This window comes from Arthrobacter sp. ZBG10 (genome assembly GCF_001238605.1).
Taxonomy (GTDB): domain Bacteria; phylum Actinomycetota; class Actinomycetes; order Actinomycetales; family Micrococcaceae; genus Arthrobacter.
Genome location: NZ_LFQH01000076.1, coordinates 31,866 through 52,184, shown reverse-complemented (window position 1 = coordinate 52,184; position 20,319 = coordinate 31,866). Strand labels below are relative to the sequence as shown.

The window sequence follows — 20,319 nt, the reverse complement described above, 5'->3', positions numbered from 1 at the left end:
ACCCAACAACACCCCACACCGGAACCGGCAGAACCACCACAAATCACAGCAAACCCGGAACCACCCTGGGCACATACCAGACAGGAAAGCGAACGCCTTGCGTCAATGCAAGGCGGGCCGGATTCCATTCACCAACCCATATTCGAGGGTGCCACGTTCGAGCCAATGACCTTCCTGCCGGACTTTCACGAACCGGACTTAGTTGAGCAGGAACTCCTGGACAGGTTCCGCTCAGGTGAAGACATTTACGACTATGAGGTGACTGAAGGCGGCCTCCTGAGCAGCTACCTTGTCAGTCACGGACTTCCCTTGCCCTGAACCTTCGGACTTCCGCACGCTGGACACCCCGAGACTCCAGCAACCAGGTACGGCTCAGGCCGGACAGCGCACCGGACGTGGCGGCAGTCCGGCCTGAGCCGTTCCGTTACTACTTGCTGCAGGATGGTGTCAGAGCCCGAACGTCTCGGACTCATCAAAGGGGCCCACCACCGTGACGGTCCGGGGCGCAGCTGCGAGCTCGGCCGCGAGTTCCTGCACCTGCTCAGCAGTCACTGCCTTAATCAGGCGAAGGGTCTCATCGATGTCCTGGTATTCGCCGGAGACCAGTTCGGCCCGGCCCAGCCGGGACATCCTGGACCCGGTGTCTTCAAGGGCCAGCACGATGCCGCCGCACAGCTGGCCAACGGCCTTGCGCAGCTCCTCCTCGGAAATGCCGTGCTCGGCCAGCTTGTCCAATTCAACGCCCAGCAGATCCAGGACCTGGCGGACCTTGGACGGCGTGCAGCCGGCGTACATTCCGAAGTAGCCGGCATCGGCGTAGGAGGACGCGAACGAGTACGTGGAGTACACCAGCCCACGCTTCTCGCGGATCTCCTGGAACAGGCGTGAGGACATGCCGCCGCCCAGGACGGCGTTGAGGACACTCATGACGTAGCGCCGCTGGTCGGTGGCCACGATGGTGGGGCAGCCCATGATGATGTTGGCCTGCTCCACGGCACGCTTGATCACCTGCAGTCCGGCGGTGCCGGTGATGAGGGCGCGTTCCGTTGAGCGCCGGTCAACGGGTGCAGCATCGGATTCGAGGTTCCAGCCCGCCGACTTCAGCGCGTCAACCACCAGCCCGCACACCACATCATGGTCCAGGCCGCCAGCTGCGGTGATGACCAGCTCGTCGGGCCGGTAGTAGCGCCGGTAGTGCTCCCACACCGAATCGCGGGCAACCGCACGGATGGCGTCCGGGGTTCCGCCGATGGGCCGGCCCAAGGGGTGGCTCCCCAGGACCGAGGCGACGAAATGCTCGTGGGCGACGTCAGTGGGGTCATCGCTGTCCATGGCGATTTCCTCGAGGATGACGTCCCGTTCCTGTTCCATCTCGGCCGGGTCAAGGACAGCGCCGGTGATCATGTCGGCAATGACATCGATGGCCATGGGCAGGTCGGTGTCCAGGACGCGCGCAAAGTAGCAGGTGCTTTCCTTGGCCGTGGCTGCGTTTGATTCGCCGCCCACCTCGTCAAATGCCGAGGCGATCTCCAGCGCGGTGCGCCGCTTGGTGCCCTTGAACAACAGGTGTTCAAGAAAGTGCGTGGAGCCGTGCTGTCCGGGGGCTTCATCGCGTGACCCCACGCCTACCCAGAAACCGATGGTCGCCGACCTTTGGCCGGGCATCGCTTCGGTCAGAACCCGAACACCGCCGGGCAGCACGGACCGGCGGACTTCGGAGCCGCCTTCGGAGCCATGGACCAGGGTGTCACCGGGATGGTTCTGCTCGAGGGGCAGGGGTACAACAGTCATTGAGGCCTTTCAGGAGGTGCAGCCGGATCTGGCTGCCATCGTAACAGCGGCGGGGCCGGTGGATCATCCACCGGCCCCGCCGTTTTATGCTCGTGTTCCGGTCAGGGAACGTCTCAGACGTCGGCGCCTTCAGCGGGCTCCGTGGCGTGGGCGCGTTCGGTGTCGTCTGCCCCTTCTTCCTCGGCTACCACCGGGGAGAGCGAAAGCTTTCCACGGTCGTCAATCTTGGTGATCTCAACCTGGACCTTCTGGCCCACGGAGACGACATCATCAACGTTGTCCACGCGCTTGCCGTTGGCCAGCTTGCGGAGCTCGGAGATGTGCAGGAGGCCGTCCTTGCCCGGGGTCAGCGATACGAAGGCACCGAAGGTGGTGGTCTTGACGACCGTACCCAGGTAACGCTCGCCGATTTCCGGAACCTGCGGGTTCGCGATGGCGTTGATGGCGGAGCGTGCTGCATCTGCAGACGGCCCGTTCGTGGCGCCAATGTAGACCGTGCCGTCGTCCTCGATGGAGATGTCGGCGCCGGTGTCTTCCTGGATCTGGTTGATCATCTTGCCCTTGGGCCCAATGACCTCGCCGATCTTGTCCACGGGGATCTTCACGGCGATGACGCGCGGTGCGAACTCGGAGAGTTCGTCCGGGGTGTCAATGGCCGAGTTGAGGACCTCAAGGATGTGCAGGCGGGCTTCGCGGGCCTGCTTCAGTGCTGCTGCCAGCACGGAAGCGGGGATGCCGTCGAGCTTGGTGTCCAGCTGGATGGCCGTGACGAACTCGGAAGTACCGGCAACCTTGAAGTCCATGTCGCCGAAGGCATCTTCGGCGCCGAGGATGTCGGTCAGCGCGGCGTAGCGGGTCTGGCCGTCAACCTGGTCGGAAACCAGGCCCATGGCGATACCGGCGACGGCTGCCTTCAGGGGCACACCGGCGTTCAGCATCGACAGGGTGGAGGCGCATACGGAACCCATGGAGGTGGAGCCGTTGGAGCTCAGTGCCTCGGATACCTGGCGGATGGCGTAGGGGAATTCCTCGCGGGACGGCAGGACGGGCACGAGGGCGCGTTCCGCCAGGGCACCATGGCCGATTTCGCGGCGCTTGGGCGAACCCACGCGGCCGGTTTCACCGGTGGAGTACGGCGGGAAGTTGTAGTTGTGCATGTAGCGCTTGCGTGTGACGGGCGACAGCGAATCGATCTGCTGTTCCATCTTGAGCATGTTCAGCGTGGTGACACCCATGATCTGGGTCTCGCCGCGTTCGAAGATGGCCGAACCGTGAACGCGGGGCAGGACCTCTACCTCGGCGGTGAGCTGGCGGATGTCCGTCAGGCCGCGGCCGTCGATGCGGATCTGGTCCTTGAGGATGCGCTGGCGCACAACCTGCTTGGTAACCGAGCGGAATGCTGCGGACAGTTCCTTCTCGCGGCCTTCAAACTGGCCGGCCAGGGACGAAATGGTCTCATCCTTCAAGGAATCAGTTGCGACGTCGCGCTCCTGCTTGTCGGCGATCTGGAAGACGGCGGCCAGCTTGTCGGCAGCAGCGGCTTCAACGGCGGCGTACACATCGTCCTGGTAGTCCAGGAAGACGGGGAACTCAACGGTGGGCTTGGCGGCCCGGCCGGCAAGGTCCGCCTGGGCGTCGCAGAGTGCCTTGATGAACGGCTTTGCAGCCTCGAGGCCCTCGGAGACAACCTCTTCGGTGGGGGCGGTGGCGCCCTGTTCCTTGATGAGGTTCCAGGAGTTGTCGGTTGCTTCGGCTTCCACCATCATGATGGCGACGTCGTCGCCGGCAACGCGGCCGGCAACAACCATGTTGAAGACCGAGTTTTCCAGCTGGGAGTGCTTGGGGAAAGCAACCCACTGTGAACCGTGCTCGTCGGCAACCAGGGCAACGCGGACGCCGCCGATGGGGCCGGAGAACGGCAGGCCCGAAAGCTGCGTGGACATGGAGGAGGCGTTGATGGCCACCACGTCGTAGAGCTCGTCGGGGTTGATGGCCAGGACGGTCACCACGATCTGGACTTCGTTGCGCAGGCCCTTAACGAAGGCGGGGCGCAGCGGGCGGTCCATAAGGCGGCAGGCCAGGATGGCTTCGGTGGAGGGGCGGCCTTCACGGCGGAAGAACGAGCCCGGGATGCGGCCGGCAGCGTACATACGCTCTTCGACATCCACCGTCAGCGGGAAGAAGTCGAAGCCTTCGCGCGGGTGCTTGCCGGCAGTGGTGGCGGACAGCAGTGCGGTGTCTTCGTCGATGTACACCATGGCTGCGCCGGCTGCCTGCTTGGCGAGGCGGCCGGTTTCAAAGCGGATTACACGCTTGCCGAAGCGGCCATTGTCAATGACGGCTTCTGAGAACTGGATTTCGGGACCCTCCAAGAGAGTCACCTCCGTTTCTGTTTTTACGGAAGTCCAGCCGCATCAACCCAGGCCAGCATTTGTCGACTGGCCCTGCACCCGGTCGTCGATCGAGACCCACGGGCCGGGGCAGCCATACGTTGCTGCCGTTCCCGGGGATCACTACCGAGGACCGCGAATGCCTGATGCGGTTGATCCTCCTGTTTAGTTTTTTTGGTGGAACAGGGCAGCCCGGCCCCAACTGGGGCTGGGCCGCCCGGAAGTCCGACTAGCGGCGCAGGCCGAGACGCTCGATGAGCGCACGGTAGCGGGCGATGTCGGTCTTCTTCAGGTAGCCAAGCATGCGCTTGCGACGACCGACCATGCCCAGCAGACCGCGCTGGGTGTGGTAATCGTGCTTGTGCTCCTTCATGTGCTCAGTCAGATCCTTGATCCGCTGGGTCAGGACTGCAACCTGTACCTCGGGCGAACCAGTGTCGCCTTCGCCGGTTGCGTATTCCTTGATGATGGACTGCTTTACAGCGGCGTCAAGTGCCACAATAACTCCTTGGGAATGTGCCGTGAGGGCCCGGGTCAGTAATTCACTGCCGGGTCTGCCGCGGCGGCCAACCGGAAAACCGGGTGCGGCCATACACAACAGGAACCAGCCGCCACGGACTGCAGCCGGATCCATCGTCCAGTTTACCGGCCGCGGCCCAATTATGTCGAAACACGCCTTCCCGGCGGCGCAGGATCCGGCAGCCCGCCCGGAAACGGCCTAGGCGGCGAGCCGGTCCCGGATGGCTGCCATCCCCTGCAGGACCTCGGCGAAGCTGGTGCTCAGCGGCGAAAGGCCCACCCGGATGCCATGTGGCGCCCGGAAATCGGGGATGACGTCCCCGTCCCAGAGGCCAGCAACGTCGGCCTTGGTGAAGCCGGGATGGTCCACGGTGATGTGGCTGCCCCGCTCCCCCGGGTTCCGCGGCGAGCCCAGCTCCGCGCCCAGGGGTGCCAGCCACGCATCGAAGATCTCCACGGCAAACGCGGTGAGGTGTTCCGACTTGTCCCGGATGGCGGCCATGCCGGCCTCTTCGATGAGGTCAAGCGTGCCCTGCATGGCCAGCATCCCGAAAATGGCCGGGGTGCCGCTCAGGAATGCGCGGATCCCCTCGGCCGGTTCGTAGCCGGCCGCCATCGCGAACGCGTCCTTGCGGCCCATCCAACCCCAGATGGGCTGGTTCAGCCCAGCCAGGTGGCGCCGGTTCACGTAGGCAAACGCGGGCGAACCCGGCCCGCCGTTCAGGTATTTGTAGGTGCAGCCCGCCGCAAAGTCCACGTCTGCACTGTCCAGCGCGATCTCCACCGACCCCGCGGAGTGGCACAGGTCCCACACCACCAAGGCGCCGGCGTCGTGGACGGCCGCGGTGATGGCGGGCAGGTCCGCCAGGTGGCCGGACCGGTAGGCAATCTGGCTGAGGAGAACGACGGCGGTCCGCGGCCCGGTCGCGGCCCGCACCTGGTCAACGGTCACCCCGGCCGCGGGATCCGTTTCGATCCAGCGCAGCGTCAGGCCCTCTTCCAGGGCGATTCCCTCGACGAGGTACCGGTCCGTGGGGAAGTTCTCCGTGTCCAGGACCAGTTCGTTGCGGTCAGGATCCTGCACCGCGGCCAGGGCGGCGCGGATCAGCTTGTACAGGACCACTGTGGTGGAGTCGGCGATAATGGTCTGCCCCGGGGCAGCGCCGAGCACCGCCCGGCCCAGCTGGTCGCCGATGCGCTGCGGCATTTCCAGCCAGTCCTCGTCCCAGCCGCGGATCAGCCGGCCACCCCAGCCGTCGCTGATGAACGCCGTGATGTCTCCGATGGTGCGCTGCAGCGGCCGGCCCAGCGAGTTGCCGTCCAGGTAGGAAAGTGGCGTTTCGGTGCCTACAAAAAGGCTGCGGTAGCGGGCCAGCGGATCCTGGCCGTCCAGCTGGGCCGCGCGCTGCGACAGGGCCTGGTCTGCGGCTGCGCCGGGCGCCACTTGGTCCGCGCTCATTGACCGATCTCCGTCCTGACAGCGAATAGTTCCGGGAAAAACGTCAGTTCCAGTGCCTTTTGCAGGAACGCGGCCCCGCTGGAGCCGCCGGTCCCCGATTTCATGCCGATGGTCCGCTGTACCGTCCGGAGATGCCGGAAGCGCCACAACTGGAAGTTGTCCTCCAGGTCAACCAGTTCCTCGCAGGCTTCGTAGGCGCCCCAGTTATCCGACGCCTGCTCGTAGATGTGCTTGAACAGCGGCACCAGCGCGGGAGTGAATTCGTGGGCCTTGGTGACGTCGCGCTCGAGGACCGCGGCCGGCACCTCGAAACCCTGCCGCGACAAATAGGCCAGGAACTCGTCGTAGATGCTGGGCGCTTCCAGGACGTCCGTCAGCATGGCGTGCGCCTCGGGGTCGGACTCGAAGACGGGCAGCATCTTGCGGTTTTTGTTGCCCAGGACAAATTCCACGGCACGGTACTGGCTGGATTGGAAGCCCGAAGAGTTCCCCAGGAAGCCACGGAACTGTGAGTACTCGGTGGGAGTCAGCGTGGCCAGGACGGACCACTGCTCCGTGAGGGTCTTCTGGATGTGCTTGACCCGGGCGATACCCTTCAGTGCCGCTCCGAGGTCGTCGGCCCGCAGCCGGGCCGCCGCGCTGCGCAGCTCATGCAGCACCAGCTTCAGCCACAGCTCCGTGGTCTGGTGCTGGATGATGAACAGCAGCTCGTCGTGATGCTCCGGTTCGCTGACCGGCTGCTGCGCGCTGAGCAGCGTGGGCAGCTGCAGGTAGGAGGCGTAGCTCATCCGGGAGCTGAAGTCCCTGACAATCCCCTTGTCCAGCTTGCGGGTGTTCTTTTCGACGGACACGTGGTGCCTTTCCTTGCGGACAGTGCAACTTGCTGACACCGCGGGCTGGCTGGCCTGCGGTGGCCGGGTGGCCTGCCCGGAAGGGCGGGGCCTGTCAGTGTTGGGCGAGGATGTCCCGCGCCTGGACAACGTCGAGGCACATCTGCTCAACCAGGGCCTCCGGACCACGGTAGGCCACCATCCCGCGGAGCCGCTCGGTGAATTCCACCACTACTGTCTGGCCGTACAGATCGAAGTCCTCGGCGGCCTCTTTGGGCCTGTCGATAACGTGGGCTTCAACCTGCCGGCTGACGCCGTCGAACGTCGGGTTTGAGCCTACGGAGATGGCCGCGGGCCAGCGTTTCCCGGCGGCGTCCACCAGCCAGCCCGCATAAATTCCGTCCGCGGGAACCAGCCCGGTGGCATCGGGGGAAAGGTTGGCGGTGGGGAATCCCAAGGCCCGGCCGCGGGCGGCGCCGTGGACCACTTCGCCGCGCATCCGGTGCGCACGGCCCAGGACTTCGGCCGCCGTCGCCACGTCGCCCTCCTGAAGTGCTTCGCGTACCCAGGTGGAGGAGCAGCGCCGGTCCGTGCCGGCGTCGTTATGCAGCGGGTAGCCCTCGGAGCCGAACTCGCTGATCACCTGGACGTCGAAGCCGAACTTTTCGCCCAGCACCTTCATGGTGTCCAGGTCGCCGGAGTTGCCCCTGCCAAACCGGGCGTCGTGGCCGATCACCACGTGGCTGGCGCCGAGACAGTCCACCAGGAACTGCTCCACAAATTCCTCGGCGGTGAGGCTGGCAAGGTCCAGGGAGTACTTGACCACCAGGACACCGTCCAGGCCCAGCTCCCCCAGGGCTTCCAGCTTGTCCGCCAGGCCCATGATCAGCTCGGGGGCCTCTTCGGGGCGATGGATCAGCGCCGGGTGCGGATCGAAGGTGACCGCAACGGCTTTGGAATGCGTCCGGCGGGCCGAACGGATCAGCTGCGACAGCACCTGCTGGTGCCCGCGGTGAACGCCATCGAAGTTACCAAAGGTGACAACGGATGGGCCGAAGTCTGCCGGGACCTCGGACGGATCGTTCCAGATGTACACCATCACCCTCGCCTTAAACTGCGTGCAAAAACCAAGGCTCCGCCACCACGCCGGCCGCGGAACTCTCCAAGGGTACCCGCAATCACGGCGCTGCCGTTGCCCGCACGGGACGTCGCCGGTACAGCCAAGCCAGGCCAAGGATGGGGAGCAGCAGCGGGATGAAGGCGTAGCCTCTGCCGAACAGAGACCACACGGTTTCGTGGGGGAACTGCACGGAGTCGAACACGCTCAGCGCACCCACCACCAGGACGCCCACCAGCTCCACCAGGACGGCCGCCACGGAAACCTTGAACCAGGTGCTGCCCGCTTTCGCGAGCGACACGGTAGCCACCACATATACGACGGCGGCAAACGCGGACAGCAGGTAGGCCAGCGGCGCCTCGGAGAACTTTGTCAGGATCTGGTAGCCGGCGCGGGCCGTAGCCGAGAGGGCAAACACCGCGTACACGGCGATAAGAAGCCGTCCCGGGCCTGTGTTGCGGGTGTTCCTGGCCGGAACGTCCGGATTCCCGGGGGCCTCCGAAGAGTTGCCGGCCGGGGTCCCGTGGTGGTCGCCGTCCGGGGTTTTGCCGACGGCGGGCCGCTGGTGGTCATTCACGTTGTGCTCTTCTTCCACTTCAGTACCAGATCTGGTTCATTCGGGCGGCCATGACCAGTGCGGTCACACCCACGGCGGCAAGGACAAAGTTGCTCCAGCGGGTCCGTTCCAGGATGGCCCAGTAGATGGCTGCCGGCGGCAGGAGCATGGCAGTGGCAAGGTAGCCCCAGAACTCCCAGGCTTCTCCGGCGATGGGTTCACCGGCGATCACCCGCACCACGGAGCCCACGAGATACACCACCAGCGCCACTTCAACGGCTGCGACAGACAGGATGGTGGCGTCGTTGGGAGCCTTCCGCAGGATGCCGGCGATCAGGCAGATCGCCGTGGACACCAGGCCCACTGCCAGGATGATAAAAAAATACGCGTCCAAGGCTCAGTTCTCTCCTGCGGCGCCGTTGCCCGGCGCGAAAACCAGGACAGGCTTGGCGTAGCTTCCGGCGTCGGCCAGCAGCGCAACCAGGCTGCCGTCCGGGGCAAAGGCCGCTGCCGGATGGTCTGTGGTGGCGGTATCGCTGCCGGTCCCGCCCGCTGCGATCCGCCGGCCAAACGAAATCTCGGTGGTCTCTTCGGCGGTGAGTTCACGGTTGGGCATCAGGGCACGGGCCGCGCTGGACATTTCCAAGACGTCCAGCTCTTCCGCCAGCTGTTCCAGGGTGCGGGCCTGCGCCAGGGAGTAGGGGCCCACGTGGGTCCGGCGGAGCACCGTCAGGTGGCCGCCCACGCCCAGGCCATTGCCAAGGTCCCGGGCCAGGGCCCTGATGTAGGTTCCGGAGCTGCACTCCACGGTGACTTCCACGTCCACCACGTCCGCGGCGTCGTCCCGGCGGATGCTGTGGACCTCGAACCGGTGGATGGTGACCGGCCGGGCCGCGAGTTTAACGTCTTCGCCGGAACGGACCCTTGCGTAGGCGCGTTCGCCGTTGACCTTGATGGCGCTGACGCTGCTGGGCACCTGCTGGATGAGCCCGGTGAGGGCCGCAACGCCGTCGCGGATGGCCTGCTCGGCCACCGCAACGGTGGAGGCCGACGCCGTAACGTCACCTTCGGCGTCGTCCGTCACCGTGGACTGCCCCAGCCTGATGGTGGCGGTATAGGTCTTCGAGGTGCCCACAATGTAGGTGAGCAGCCGGGTGGCTTTGTTGATGCCCACCACCAGCACCCCGGTGGCCATGGGGTCCAGCGTCCCCGCATGCCCCACTTTCCGGGTCCCTGCGAGGCGCCGCATCCGGCCAACCACATCGTGGCTGGTCCATCCCTGCGGCTTGTCCACTATTACCAGTCCAGAAAGCACGCCTCCCAGTATATCGGCGCGGCTGGGCCCTCCCGGACGTGCCCTGGCCCGGCCGCTAGGATGGCTGGCATGCCTGAGCTTGCCGCCCATGTCCGAGACGTGCCCGTCAACCAGATCCGCGAGATCACCGAGGCGGCCTGGCGGACACCGAATGCCCTGGTGCTGAGCATCGGCGAGCCCGGCTTCCCGCTCCCCCGGCACATCCTGGACGCCGGGATCGCATGCCTGGACCGCGACGAGACGAACTACACCCCCAACGCGGGCATCCCGGCGCTCCGCGAGGCCTTCGCCGCCAGGTTCCGGGCCGAGCAGGGCATCGATATCGGTGCCGACCGGGTCTACGTGGTGGACGGCGCGCAGCAGGGCCTGCACTTCGCCATGAGCCTGCTCCTGTCCCCCGGCATGGAAGTCCTCATCCCCAATCCCGGCTACCCCACATTCGCCATGACCGCCGGCCTGCTGAACGCCGTGCCGGTGCGGTACCCGCTGTATCCGGACCACGGCTTCCAGCCACGGGTATCCGACATCGAGGCTCTCATCACGGAGCGGACCCGGGTATTGGTGCTGAACTCGCCGTCCAACCCGCTGGGGGCGGTGCTCAGCGCGGACCTGACCCGCGACCTGATGGACCTGGCCCGGCGGCACGATCTGTGGGTCATCTCCGACGAGTGCTACGAGGCCTTCACCTACGACGTCCCGCACGTCAGCCCGGCCCGGTTCGATGGAAATACGCCTGGCAGGGCACGGGTTTTTACATCCCTGACCTTGTCCAAGACCTATGGGCTGACCGGGCTGCGGATCGGGGCCCTGATCTGCCCGCCCGGCCTGGAGCAGCAGATGGACAACGTGATGGAGTCGATCGTCTCCTGCGTGGCGTCACCGTCGCAGTACGCGGCGATCGCCGCGCTGACCGGGCCGCAGGACTACGTGCACCACGCGCACGCACACTACCGGCAGAACCGTGATGCTGCGTCCGCAGTGCTGGCGCGGAAGGGCATCCCCTACCTTCGGGCGCAGGGCGCGTTTTACCTTTGGGCCGACGTCTCGCACTTCAGCGGCGGGGACGTCCGCAGCTGGGTGCGCCGGTTCCTCGCCGACTCCGGCGTGGCCCTGGCACCGGGCACCGCGTTTGGGTCCATCGGTGAGGGCTGGGTACGGATCGCCTTGTGCGGCAGCAAAGCGGACCTGCTGGCCGGACTTTCCCGGCTGCCGGCCAGGGACCAGCCGTAGGCAGGGCCGTTCAGTAAGCCGTTTTGTGCCGGGCCGCGAGCCAGGCCTGGAACGGGGCGTCCGCCGCCGGGACCTCATCGTGGCTGACCGGCAGAAGTTCCGGCCGGGTTCCGTCGAAGTAGTCGTAAAACACCGCGTCGTCGAAGCCGGCGGCGGCCGCGCCGTGCCGGTCTGCGGCGAAGTGGACCCGGGAAATACGCGCCCAGAGCGCCGCCGCCAGGCACAGGGGGCACGGTTCGCAGCTGGTGTATAAAACCGAGCCGTGCAGGTCGAAGTTGGCGGTGGCTGCTGCCGCCGCACGGATGGCCACCACTTCGGCGTGCGCGGTGGGGTCGTTGTCGCTGGTCACCCGGTTGACCCCCTGGTGCACGGTCCCGTCCGGAGTGACCACCACGGCGCCGAACGGTCCGCCGCCGTCGGCCACGTTGCGGGTGGCCAGGTCAATGGCCAGTTTCAGGTATCCGGCCGTAAGCGGGTCATCCGTGGGCGTGCTCATAGCTTGATCCTAGCCACAGCGGGCCAGGAACGCCGAAGGCCCGGGCCGCAGCGCGGTCCGGGCCTTCGTGGGCAGGCAGCTGCCTACTTGTTCGTGTCTTCTTGGGGTTCGCCGGCCGGTGCCAGGTCGGTGTCTTCCTCGTCGAAGTCGTCTTCGTCGATGTCCTCATCCTCGGGGTCGTCGGACTTGTACGGGTCCGCTTCGCCGGCATGGCTGGCCGTGGCAGCAAGGGCGGCCACCTCCGCGTCGCGCTTCTTGGCCTCGCGGAGCAGTTCCTCGAGGTTGGAGGCGTTGACGGGAATCTGGTCGGCCACAAACTCCAGGGTGGGGGTCAGCCGGACGGTCACGTTGCGGCCCACTTCCTGCCGCAGCACCCCCTTGGCCTTCTCCAGCCCCTTGGCGGCATCAGCCTGGACGGCTTCGTCACCAAAAACGGTGTAGTAGATGGTGGCGTGCTGCAGATCGTTGGTCACGCGGGCATCGGTAACCGTGATGCCCTCAAGCCGGGGATCCTTGACCTTCCGGCCCAGGGCCTCGGCAACAACAACCTTGATCCGCTGCGCCAACTTGGCAGCCCGTGCGGGATCAGCCATGAGAACCTCCTAAACATTTTGGGATGTACGACGGCGGCCTGCTGGCCGTGTCGCACGCTTCGGGATTTCTGCCACGCACCCAGGCGAGTCAACGACGGACTCCCGTTGGGATTTTTCCGGCGGCCCGGGAGTGGCATCGGGCCTGCCGAAGCTGGGCGGCGCGGGATCGAAGATCCCAAGCCGCCCAGCGTAGGGGCGGGGCCGCCGGAAAAATCCCAACGGCCCCGCCAGAGACTCAACGAGCCTTAGGCGCGCGGCTTCTCGCGCATCTCGAAGGTTTCGATGATGTCGCCTTCGTTGATGTCGTTGTACGAGCCCAGGCCGATACCACACTCGAAGTCCGTGCGGACCTCGGTGGCGTCGTCCTTGAACCGCTTGAGCGTCTCGACGGTGAGGTTCTCACCGATGATCTTGCCGTCGCGGCTGATGCGGGCCTTGGTGTTACGGCGGATAATGCCCGAACGGACGATCGAGCCTGCGATGTTGCCGAACTTGGAGGAACGGAACACTTCGCGGACCTCGGCGGTGCCAAGCTGGAATTCTTCGTATTCCGGCTTGAGCATGCCCTTGAGGGCCAGTTCGATGTCGTCGATGGCGGAGTAGATGACGGAGTAGAACCGCATGTCCACGCCTTCGCGGTCTGCCAGTTCGGCAACCCGCTCGGCCGGCTTGACGTTGAAGCCGATGATAACGGCGCTGTCCACTGTTGCCAGGTTGACGTCGTTCTGGGTGATGGCACCCACGCCGCGGTGGATGACGCGCAGCTGCACGCCTTCGCCGACGTCGATCTTGAGCAGGGCGTCTTCGAGGGCTTCCACGGCACCGGACACGTCACCCTTGAGGATGAGGTTGAGGGTGTCGATCTTGCCATCGGCCACTGCCTGGTCGAAGTCTTCGAGGCTGATGCGCTTGCGGCGCTTGGCCAGGGCGGCGTTGCGGTCGGCAGCTTCACGCTTCTCGGCGATCTGGCGGGCGGTGCGCTCGTCAGCGGTCACGAAGAAGGTGTCGCCGGCGCGCGGCACGTTGGACAGACCCAGCACCTGCACGGGGCGGGACGGGCCGGCCTCGGTCAGGGCGCTGCCGTCGTCGTCGAACATCGCACGTACACGGCCGTGGGCGGTGCCGGCAACGATGGTGTCGCCGACGCGCAGTGAACCGGACTGGACCAGGACGGTGGCCACGGAACCGCGGCCCTTGTCCAGGTTGGCTTCGATCGCGATACCGCGGGCGTCCTTGTTCGGGTTGGCGCGCATGTCCAGGGCGGCGTCTGCGGTGAGCAGGACTGCCTCGAGCAGCTCGTCGATGTTGAGGTTCTGGCGGGCAGAGACCTCCACGAACATGGTGTCGCCACCGTATTCCTCGGGAACCAGGCCGTATTCGGTCAGCTGGCCGCGGACCTTGTCCGGGTTGGCGCCTTCCTTATCGATCTTGTTCACTGCAACCACGATCGGCACGTTGGCTGCCTGTGCGTGGTTGAGGGCTTCAACGGTCTGCGGCATAACGCCGTCGTCCGCTGCAACCACCAGGATGGCGATGTCGGTGACCTTCGCACCACGGGCACGCATGGCGGTGAACGCCTCGTGGCCCGGAGTATCGATGAAGGTGATCTTCCGGTCGATGTCCTCGTGCGTGTGGGTGACCTGGTAGGCACCGATGTGCTGGGTGATGCCACCGTGCTCGCCGGCCATAACGTCCGACTTGCGGATGGCGTCCAGCAGGCGGGTTTTACCGTGGTCAACGTGGCCCATCACGGTGACAACCGGAGGACGTGCCTCGAGGTCGTCGTCGCCTTCGGCTTCAAGTTCGGCTTCGAAGTCGATGTCGAAGGTGGAGAGCAGCTCGCGCTCCTCGTCCTCCGGGGACACAACCTGGAGCTTGTAGCCAAGCTCCTCACCGAGCAGCGCGAAGGTTTCCTCGTCCAGAGACTGCGTGGCCGTAGCCATTTCGCCGAGGTGGAAGAGAACCGTCACCAGTGCTGCGGGGTTCGCCTCGATCTTGTCGGCGAAGTCCGTGATGGACGAGCCGCGGCGCAGGCGCACCACAGTGTTGCCGTCGCCGCGGGGTACGCTCACGCCACCCAGCGACGGGGCGCTCATCTGCTCAAGTTCCTGGCGCTTGGCGCGCTTGGACTTGCGCTGCTTGCCACGGCCTGCGCCGCCCTTACCGAAGGCACCCTGGGTGCCACCGCGTCCGCGGCCACCCTTGCCGAAGCCACCGCCGGCCGGAGCACCGCCACCTGCACCGGGACCACCGGTGCCAGGAGCGCCACCCGGGCGTCCGGGACCGCGGCCACCGGCACCGGGACGGCCTGCACCAGCGGGTGCGGGACGCTCGGTACGGTTGGGCATCATGCCCGGGGTAGGACGGTTTCCGCCTGCACCAGCCGGACGCGGGGCGCCCGGACGGGGGCCACCGGCACCGGCTGCGGGGCGGGGTCCGCCTGCGCCGGCGGCGGGACGCGGGCCACCGGGACGGGGTCCGCCTGCACCGGCCGCGGGACGCGGACCGCCGGGACGTTCGCCGTCAGTACGGCCGCCTGCGCGGGGCATGCCCTGCGACGGGGCGAAGGGGTTGTTGCCGGGCCGCGGTGCGCGGTCACCGTCGCCGCCACGGCCGCGGGGCATGCCCTGCGAGGTGGCAAACGGGTTGTTGCCCGGGCGGGGACCGCCGGGACGGGGTGCTGATGAGCCCTGGCCGGAGCCGCCCTGGCGGGCAGCGGGGGCCGGAGTTTCGGCCTTGGGGGCCGGCCGTGCGCCCGGCTTGGCGCCGGTTGACGGGGCAGCCGCGGCCGGAGCAGCGGGAGCCTGGGCAGCGGGTGCTGCCGGGGCGGCCTGCGCCGGTGCTGCCGGAGCAGCTGCGGGGGCCGGGGCCTGCGCAGCAGGAGCCTTGGGCGCTGCCGGGCCGGGGGCCGGAGTTGAGGGGCGTGATTCTGCCGCCGGGGCAGGCGCCTTGGGCGCAGCAGCCGCCGGTGCCGCCGTCTTAGCAGCGTCGGGGTAGGCGTTGCGCAGCTTGCGCACCACCGGGGCCTCGATTGTTGACGAGGCGGAGCGAACGAATTCGCCCAGTTCCTGCAGTTTGGTTACTGCATCTTTGGAAGTAATACCGAGCTCTTTAGCGAGCTCATGTACGCGGACCTTGGCCACATTTCTCCTGTCTCGGTCCGCACCGAGCCAGGCACGAACCGTCTACTTCTTACTGCGGGCCCAAGCCGCAAATGCTGCTGAAGGGCCCATTGCAGAGCGCAACAAAGTTGTCATCGTTACGCACTCATCGCTGGGAACTCATCGGGTTTCCATCAGTTTTCTGACCCGCTTTCAGGTTGGACGGTTGGTGTTGCAGGCGGCATGGCGCCTGCAACGGCCGTGCCTTGCGCGATCCGGCGTTCGACGGCGGCGTGTCCGGTTGTGCCCGGAAGGGCACGGCCGAACGCTCTCCGTTTGATCGCCAGAGCAAGGCACGATTCGCTGGGGTGCAGCCATGCACCCCGGCCAGCCATCCGGCGTCGTTCATCCACCAGGACAGTGGGTGAACCACTGCCACCGGCGACGACCCGGAGTAACTCAGACCGCTGGCCCTTCTTCCGGCAACCGATGCAGGTACGTTCAGGTTGATTTCCAGTGGAAAGCACTTCTGCCACGGTCATCGTCCTGACGTTCATATCTGCTGGCCCTGGGCTGGTCCCGTCCGCATTGGCGGAAGGGCACGCCCGGGGCGCACGGCTACCGGCCGTAAGGCGCGGTCTTGTCTATTCTAGCCCCTCAGGGCCGTTCTGCCCGAACCGGGGTGCCTGCCACGGCGTGGCTGGCACCCCGCCGACGGGATCAGCTTTCGCGGGCGGGCGCGGCGTCCGAAACGATGTCGATTCGCCAGCCGGTCAGCTTTGCTGCCAGGCGGGCGTTCTGGCCTTCCTTGCCGATGGCCAGCGAGAGCTGGTAGTCGGGCACCACCACGCGGGCGGACCGGGTCGCTTCGTCGGTAATGGTGACCGAGTTCACGCGGGACGGGGAGAGCGCGCTGGCGATGAAGGTGGCCGGGGTCTCGCTGAAGTCGACAATGTCGATTTTTTCGTCGTTGAGTTCGGTCATCACGGCGCGGACGCGGGAGCCCATTTCGCCGATGCAGGCACCCTTGGCGTTGATGCCGGGCATGTTGGCCTTGACAGCGATCTTGGTCCGGTGTCCGGCTTCGCGGGCCAGTGCCACGATCTCCACCGAGTGGTCGGCGATTTCGGGAACTTCCAGTTCGAACAGTTTCCGGACCAGGCCCGGGTGGGAGCGGGAAAGGGTCACGGACGGGCCCTTGGTGCCGCGGTGTACGTCGATGACCAGGGCGCGGAGCCGGTTGCCGTGCAGGTATTTCTCGCCCGGCACCTGCTCGGGCGGCGGCAGCAGCGCCTCCACGGCGCCCAGGTTAACCTGGATCATGTGCGGGTTGTTGCCCTGCTGGATGGTGCCAGCAATCAGTTCGCCTTCACGGCCCTTGAATTCGCCCAGGACGTTGTCGTCCTCAACGTCGCGCAGGCGCTGCAGGATGATCTGGCGGGCTGTGCTGGCGGCGATGCGGCCAAAGCCGGCGGGGGTGTCCTCGAACTCGCCAACGGGTGCGCCGTCGTCGTCGATTTCCACAGCCCAGATGGTCACGTGGCCGCTCTTGCGGTCCAGCTCGGCGCGGGCGCGCTCAAAGGCGCCCGGCGACTTGTGGTACGCCACCAGGAGGGCCTGCTCGATGGCAGGGATCAGGAGGTCCAGCGGGATTTCACGCTCACGCTCCAGAAGTCTCAGTGCGCTCATGTCAATATCCATCAGGCCTCCTCAGAAGGTCCATTGTGTTGCGGTTCCAGACCATCTTCGGGGAAGTGGCTGAATTCGATCTCGACTTTTCCGTTGCGGATCCTGTCGAAAGGAAGTTTGACGGGCTCGCCCTGCTTGGGCTTCATGCCCTTCTTGACGGCGATCTCGGGGATCAGGGTCACGCCGGAGTCGTCGACGGCGTGGATGCGGCCTGTGACGTTGTCGCCCTGGACCACATTCACCTTGACCATGCGGCCCTTGGCGCGGTGCCAGTGGCGCGCTTCGGTCAGGGGGCGTCCGACGCCGGGTGAGGACACCTCGAGGTCGTACGGACGGCCGTCGTCTGCGGGATCGTTGTCCAGCAGGTCCGAAAGGACCCGGGAGATGTCGGCGATGACGTCAAGGTTGACGCCGCCGGTTTCCTCCTGCGGCAGGTCAACCACCACGTGGACCACGCGGTGGGAGCCGGCGATGATGGCGACGTCCTCGAGGTAAAGCCGGTTGGCCAGCACGGCTGGTTCCAGGAGCGCGCGGAGCCGGGCTGCTTCGGGGTTGTGTTCCGGTGCGGACTCGGCCCCACCCGTTCCGGTGTGGTCTGTTGAAGCCGTGACTTCTGCATTGCTCACGATGCCGGCCGCCTCCCTTTAGATGATGTTGTGTGTACTAGCGTAGCTATTTTACCGGCACCGTGGTGCATGGAGTTCCGCCCCCGCCGTGGCACCATGGTCTGTTGTGGATGGGGATAATCAGCAGGACCGGCGGCGGCCGCCGTACTTCCGGTATGCGGTGCTGGGCTTCGCTGCGCTGCTGGTATTGGCCCTCGGATTTTCGCTGATTCCCGCGGAACAACAGCCCCCGGACGAACCCACGCCCACCGAAATTTCCCGCGCGTCAGCCCTCGCCGAGGCACTGACGCTGCGCGCCGACGGGCAGCAGCTGGCCGCTTCGAGGACGCCCGACAGCGGTGCTGCCGCTGCCGCGGCGGAGGTTGTGACCTTGCTGACCCTCCACGCCCGGGCGTTGCTGGCCCCCGGCGAGGTTTTCCCGGCGCACGGCACTGCCGCTGCAGCTTCGGGCCCTGCTGCCGGGACGCCCGCCGTCCCGGCTCCGGCACCTTCCGGTTCCCGTACCGTACCTGAGGTGACGGCGGCGGAGCTGGCCGCAGATCTGGCCGGAAGCGGACGGACCAGGCTGCGCGACGCAGGGAAAGTGGACGGCGGCATGGCGCGGCTCCTGGCAGGCGCCGGCATCGCCCAACTGCTGGCAGCTGAAAAGCTTGCCGCCGCGGTCGGCGATCCCGCAGCTGCCGAACCCGGCCCCACGGCCTCGGAGCCTGCCGGAGCAGCGTCTGCTGGAACCGGGCCTGCCGGAACACGGAACCCGGACGGGCGGGGTTCCGGCAGCACCGGCTCTGCTGGCCCCCTGGACTCCGCCGATCCGCTGGACCCGGACGGGCGGGGTTCCGGCGGCACCGGCCCCTCCCCTACGCCGGACTCCCCCACTGCGCAGGATCTCCCCTGCCCCGCCATGACATCCGGCGTCCCGGACGCAGGTGCGGCGCTGGCCCGCATGGCCAGGCTTGAAGAGCAGGCCGTCTACGGCTACCAGGCGGCATTGACCCGGCTTCCCCCTGGTGCCGTGGGGCCGGCGTCGAAGTTCCTGGCCCTGCACCGCGAACAGGCTGCCGGCGCCCGGGCCCGTAGCCTTGCGGACTGCGGCCGCCCGGCAGCACCGGACCCCGGGTACAACTTGGACGCGGCGTTCCTGGCCGCGCCCGCCGACGCACTTGGCCGGCTTGAAGCGGACATCCTGCCGGCCTACGGCGACGTGGTGTCGCTGGCCGACTCCCCGGACCGGGCCTGGGCCCTTGCCGGGTTGGAGGCCGCCGCCCGCCGTACCGTGGACTGGGGCGCCGACCCCGGCCCGGTGCCGGGCCTGGTGCTGGACGAATCCCTGCTGCCCGCCGGTCCCGCCGAAAGCCAGCCCGGGGACAAGTAGCCCGGGACAGGTCACCGGGACCCAGGAACCGGGGACAAGCAACGCCAGCCAAGTAGCCCGGGACAGGTCACCGGGACCAACAAGCCGGGTCCAAGAAGTCCCGGCCAAGCAGCCCGGGACAGGTCACCGGGACCCAGGAACCGCGCCCTTTCGCCGCACCGCGCCGCTGCGCGCCTAGGCTGGAAGCCATGACCCCGCCCGTGGCAATACCCATCCCGCCGGACCTCGCTGCCCGCTATGGCCGGAGCAGCGCGGGCCGGGCCTGGCTGGCATCCTTGCCGGACCTCATTGACGGCCGGCTGGACCACTGGCAGCTGACCCCGGACCTTGCCCCGGGCACCCTGCCATGGAATGGGCACGGCGGCATTGTGATCCCGGTGCTCCGCGCAGACGGATCCCGGGCGGCCCTGAAGATCGCCTTCCCGCATGATGAAGCCAAGGTGGAACGGCTCGCGCTGAAGCTGTGGGACGGCAACGGCGCCGTGGCACTCCTCGAAGCGGACGCCGGCACCTGCGCCATGCTGCTGGACCGGCTCGAGGCCGGCCGGTCGCTGTACACCGCGCCCATGGACCACGCCGTGGAGGTCTGGGGCGGGCTGGTTCCCCGGCTTGGCATCCGGCCGGACGACCGGCCGGAGTGGCATCAACTCGAACACATCGCGGCCCGTGCGGAGCAGTGGAGCGATGACCTGCCGGCCGACTGGGAGCAACTGGGCCGGCCCTTCCCGCGCTGGCTCCTCGAAGCTGCACTGGAGGTGTGCCAGACCCGCGGTGCAGTGGGGCGGCGGACCGCCACCGACGTCCTGGTACACACGGACCTGCATTTCCTGAACGTCCTGGCCGGAAGCTCCTGCCCGCCCGCGGGTCATCCGTCCGCTGCTGCCGGCTACGCCGCCATCGACCCGCAGCCCATGATCGGGGAGCCGGAGTTTGCGGTGGCGCCGCTGCTTTGGAACCGCCTTTTTGACCTGCCGGCAGCCCAGCAGGCTGCAGGGCTGCGGCAACGCTGCGCTGATTTCAGCCTCGCTGCCGGGCTGGACCCGGACGTCGCCCGGCAGTGGGCGGTGGCCCGGGAAGTGGACAATGCCCTGTGGTATGCCGGGAAAGCCGGACACCAGGGCGACCTCTTGCGTTCACTGTGGGTCGCCAGCACCTTGGCCGGCCGGACCCTTCCGGGCCTGCCGCCGGCCCGGGACCTCCCCGAGCCGGGGGCCGCGGCGGGCTGAGCGGACGGG

At 67.0% G+C, this 20,319-nt stretch carries 19 protein-coding genes; 4 read left to right on the top strand and 15 right to left on the bottom strand.

The window, feature by feature from the left end; translation table 11 throughout:
• The coding region (locus ACU18_RS20290) for a hypothetical protein (RefSeq protein WP_231686119.1) at positions 1–318 on the top strand (318 nt) is incomplete at its 5' end.
• Between the two features lie 129 nt (positions 319–447).
• On the opposite strand, the gene ACU18_RS17315 is transcribed toward ACU18_RS20290, so the two are convergent.
• The 9 genes from ACU18_RS17315 to truB form a co-directional block, all read right to left on the bottom strand.
• The gene (locus ACU18_RS17315; protein WP_050687640.1) at positions 448–1,791 is read right to left on the bottom strand and encodes a M16 family metallopeptidase; all 1,344 of its coding nucleotides are present in this window, start codon (positions 1,789–1,791) and stop codon (positions 448–450) included.
• Positions 1,792–1,904: 113 nt separating this feature from the next.
• Entirely contained in the window at positions 1,905–4,163 is a 2,259-nt protein-coding gene (locus ACU18_RS17310) for a polyribonucleotide nucleotidyltransferase (RefSeq protein WP_050687638.1), read from the bottom strand.
• A gap of 247 nt (positions 4,164–4,410) precedes the next feature.
• A complete protein-coding gene (rpsO, locus tag ACU18_RS17305) occupies positions 4,411–4,680 on the bottom strand; it encodes a 30S ribosomal protein S15 (RefSeq protein WP_050687636.1) in 270 nt (89 codons plus the stop codon).
• A gap of 219 nt (positions 4,681–4,899) precedes the next feature.
• Positions 4,900–6,159, bottom strand: coding sequence for a kynureninase (locus ACU18_RS17300; protein ID WP_050687634.1), 1,260 nt, complete (start codon positions 6,157–6,159; stop codon positions 4,900–4,902).
• Positions 6,156–7,010, bottom strand: a complete 855-nt coding sequence (gene kynA / locus ACU18_RS17295) for a tryptophan 2,3-dioxygenase (protein ID WP_050687632.1) — start codon at positions 7,008–7,010, stop codon at positions 6,156–6,158. Before kynA ends, ACU18_RS17300 begins: the two co-directional genes overlap by 4 nt.
• Positions 7,011–7,104: 94 nt before the next feature.
• Positions 7,105–8,088 (bottom strand): bifunctional riboflavin kinase/FAD synthetase, encoded by a 984-nt coding sequence (locus ACU18_RS17290; RefSeq protein ID WP_050687630.1) that lies wholly within the window; start codon positions 8,086–8,088, stop codon positions 7,105–7,107.
• Between the two features lie 79 nt (positions 8,089–8,167).
• Positions 8,168–8,683 (bottom strand): hypothetical protein, encoded by a 516-nt coding sequence (locus ACU18_RS17285; protein ID WP_231686118.1) that lies wholly within the window; start codon positions 8,681–8,683, stop codon positions 8,168–8,170.
• A gap of 19 nt (positions 8,684–8,702) precedes the next feature.
• Entirely contained in the window at positions 8,703–9,056 is a 354-nt protein-coding gene (locus ACU18_RS17280; protein ID WP_050687628.1) for a hypothetical protein, read from the bottom strand.
• Positions 9,057–9,059: 3 nt separating this feature from the next.
• Positions 9,060–9,977, bottom strand: a complete 918-nt coding sequence (gene truB, locus ACU18_RS17275; RefSeq protein WP_082178388.1) for a tRNA pseudouridine(55) synthase TruB — start codon at positions 9,975–9,977, stop codon at positions 9,060–9,062.
• Between the two features lie 69 nt (positions 9,978–10,046).
• On the opposite strand from truB, the gene ACU18_RS17270 reads away from it, so the two are divergent.
• A complete protein-coding gene (locus tag ACU18_RS17270) occupies positions 10,047–11,207 on the top strand; it encodes a pyridoxal phosphate-dependent aminotransferase (protein WP_197273612.1) in 1,161 nt (386 codons plus the stop codon).
• A gap of 10 nt (positions 11,208–11,217) precedes the next feature.
• Here the strand turns inward: ACU18_RS17270 and ACU18_RS17265 are convergent, their stop codons facing one another.
• The 6 genes from ACU18_RS17265 to rimP form a co-directional block, all read right to left on the bottom strand.
• Positions 11,218–11,703 carry a nucleoside deaminase gene (locus ACU18_RS17265; RefSeq protein WP_050687622.1) on the bottom strand — a complete coding sequence of 162 codons (486 nt, stop codon included), beginning with the start codon at positions 11,701–11,703 and terminating at the stop codon, positions 11,218–11,220.
• Positions 11,704–11,786: 83 nt separating this feature from the next.
• Complete coding sequence (rbfA, locus tag ACU18_RS17260) at positions 11,787–12,296, bottom strand: 30S ribosome-binding factor RbfA (protein ID WP_050687620.1); 510 nt, start codon at positions 12,294–12,296, stop codon at positions 11,787–11,789.
• A 245-nt stretch (positions 12,297–12,541) separates the two neighbouring features.
• Positions 12,542–15,439, bottom strand: coding sequence for a translation initiation factor IF-2 (gene infB / locus ACU18_RS17255; RefSeq protein ID WP_050687618.1), 2,898 nt, complete (start codon positions 15,437–15,439; stop codon positions 12,542–12,544).
• Between the two features lie 152 nt (positions 15,440–15,591).
• Complete coding sequence (locus ACU18_RS19425; protein ID WP_231686120.1) at positions 15,592–15,939, bottom strand: YlxR family protein; 348 nt, start codon at positions 15,937–15,939, stop codon at positions 15,592–15,594.
• A 178-nt stretch (positions 15,940–16,117) separates the two neighbouring features.
• Positions 16,118–17,098, bottom strand: a complete 981-nt coding sequence (gene nusA / locus ACU18_RS17250) for a transcription termination factor NusA (RefSeq protein WP_050687616.1) — start codon at positions 17,096–17,098, stop codon at positions 16,118–16,120.
• On the bottom strand, positions 17,098–17,712 hold the full coding sequence (gene rimP / locus ACU18_RS17245) for a ribosome maturation factor RimP (protein WP_050687615.1): 615 nt from the start codon (positions 17,710–17,712) through the stop codon (positions 17,098–17,100). The genes nusA and rimP overlap by 1 nt, the downstream gene beginning before the upstream one ends.
• 106 nt (positions 17,713–17,818) lie before the next feature.
• Between rimP and ACU18_RS17240 the strand changes: the two genes are divergently transcribed.
• Together ACU18_RS17240 and ACU18_RS17235 are read left to right on the top strand one after the other, a co-directional pair.
• Entirely contained in the window at positions 17,819–19,084 is a 1,266-nt protein-coding gene (locus ACU18_RS17240; protein ID WP_157407804.1) for a DUF4439 domain-containing protein, read from the top strand.
• A 188-nt stretch (positions 19,085–19,272) separates the two neighbouring features.
• Positions 19,273–20,310, top strand: a complete 1,038-nt coding sequence (locus tag ACU18_RS17235) for an aminoglycoside phosphotransferase family protein (RefSeq protein ID WP_050687611.1) — start codon at positions 19,273–19,275, stop codon at positions 20,308–20,310.
• Positions 20,311–20,319 lie beyond the last annotated feature (9 nt).

Bases quoted from the DNA above. Each gene is read 5' to 3' on its own strand.
- ACU18_RS17315 (WP_050687640.1), bottom strand. From the start codon at position 1,791: ATGACTGTTGTACCCCTGCCCCTCGAGCAGAACCATCCCGGTGACACC.
- ACU18_RS17300 (WP_050687634.1), bottom strand. From the start codon at position 6,159: ATGAGCGCGGACCAAGTGGCGCCCGGCGCAGCCGCAGACCAGGCCCTG.
- ACU18_RS17290 (WP_050687630.1), bottom strand. From the start codon at position 8,088: ATGGTGTACATCTGGAACGATCCGTCCGAGGTCCCGGCAGACTTCGGC.
- ACU18_RS17270 (WP_197273612.1), top strand. From the start codon at position 10,047: ATGCCTGAGCTTGCCGCCCATGTCCGAGACGTGCCCGTCAACCAGATC.
- ACU18_RS17265 (WP_050687622.1), bottom strand. From the start codon at position 11,703: ATGAGCACGCCCACGGATGACCCGCTTACGGCCGGATACCTGAAACTG.
- rbfA (WP_050687620.1), bottom strand. From the start codon at position 12,296: ATGGCTGATCCCGCACGGGCTGCCAAGTTGGCGCAGCGGATCAAGGTT.
- ACU18_RS19425 (WP_231686120.1), bottom strand. From the start codon at position 15,939: ATGACCGTGGCAGAAGTGCTTTCCACTGGAAATCAACCTGAACGTACC.
- nusA (WP_050687616.1), bottom strand. From the start codon at position 17,098: ATGGATATTGACATGAGCGCACTGAGACTTCTGGAGCGTGAGCGTGAA.
- ACU18_RS17235 (WP_050687611.1), top strand. From the start codon at position 19,273: ATGACCCCGCCCGTGGCAATACCCATCCCGCCGGACCTCGCTGCCCGC.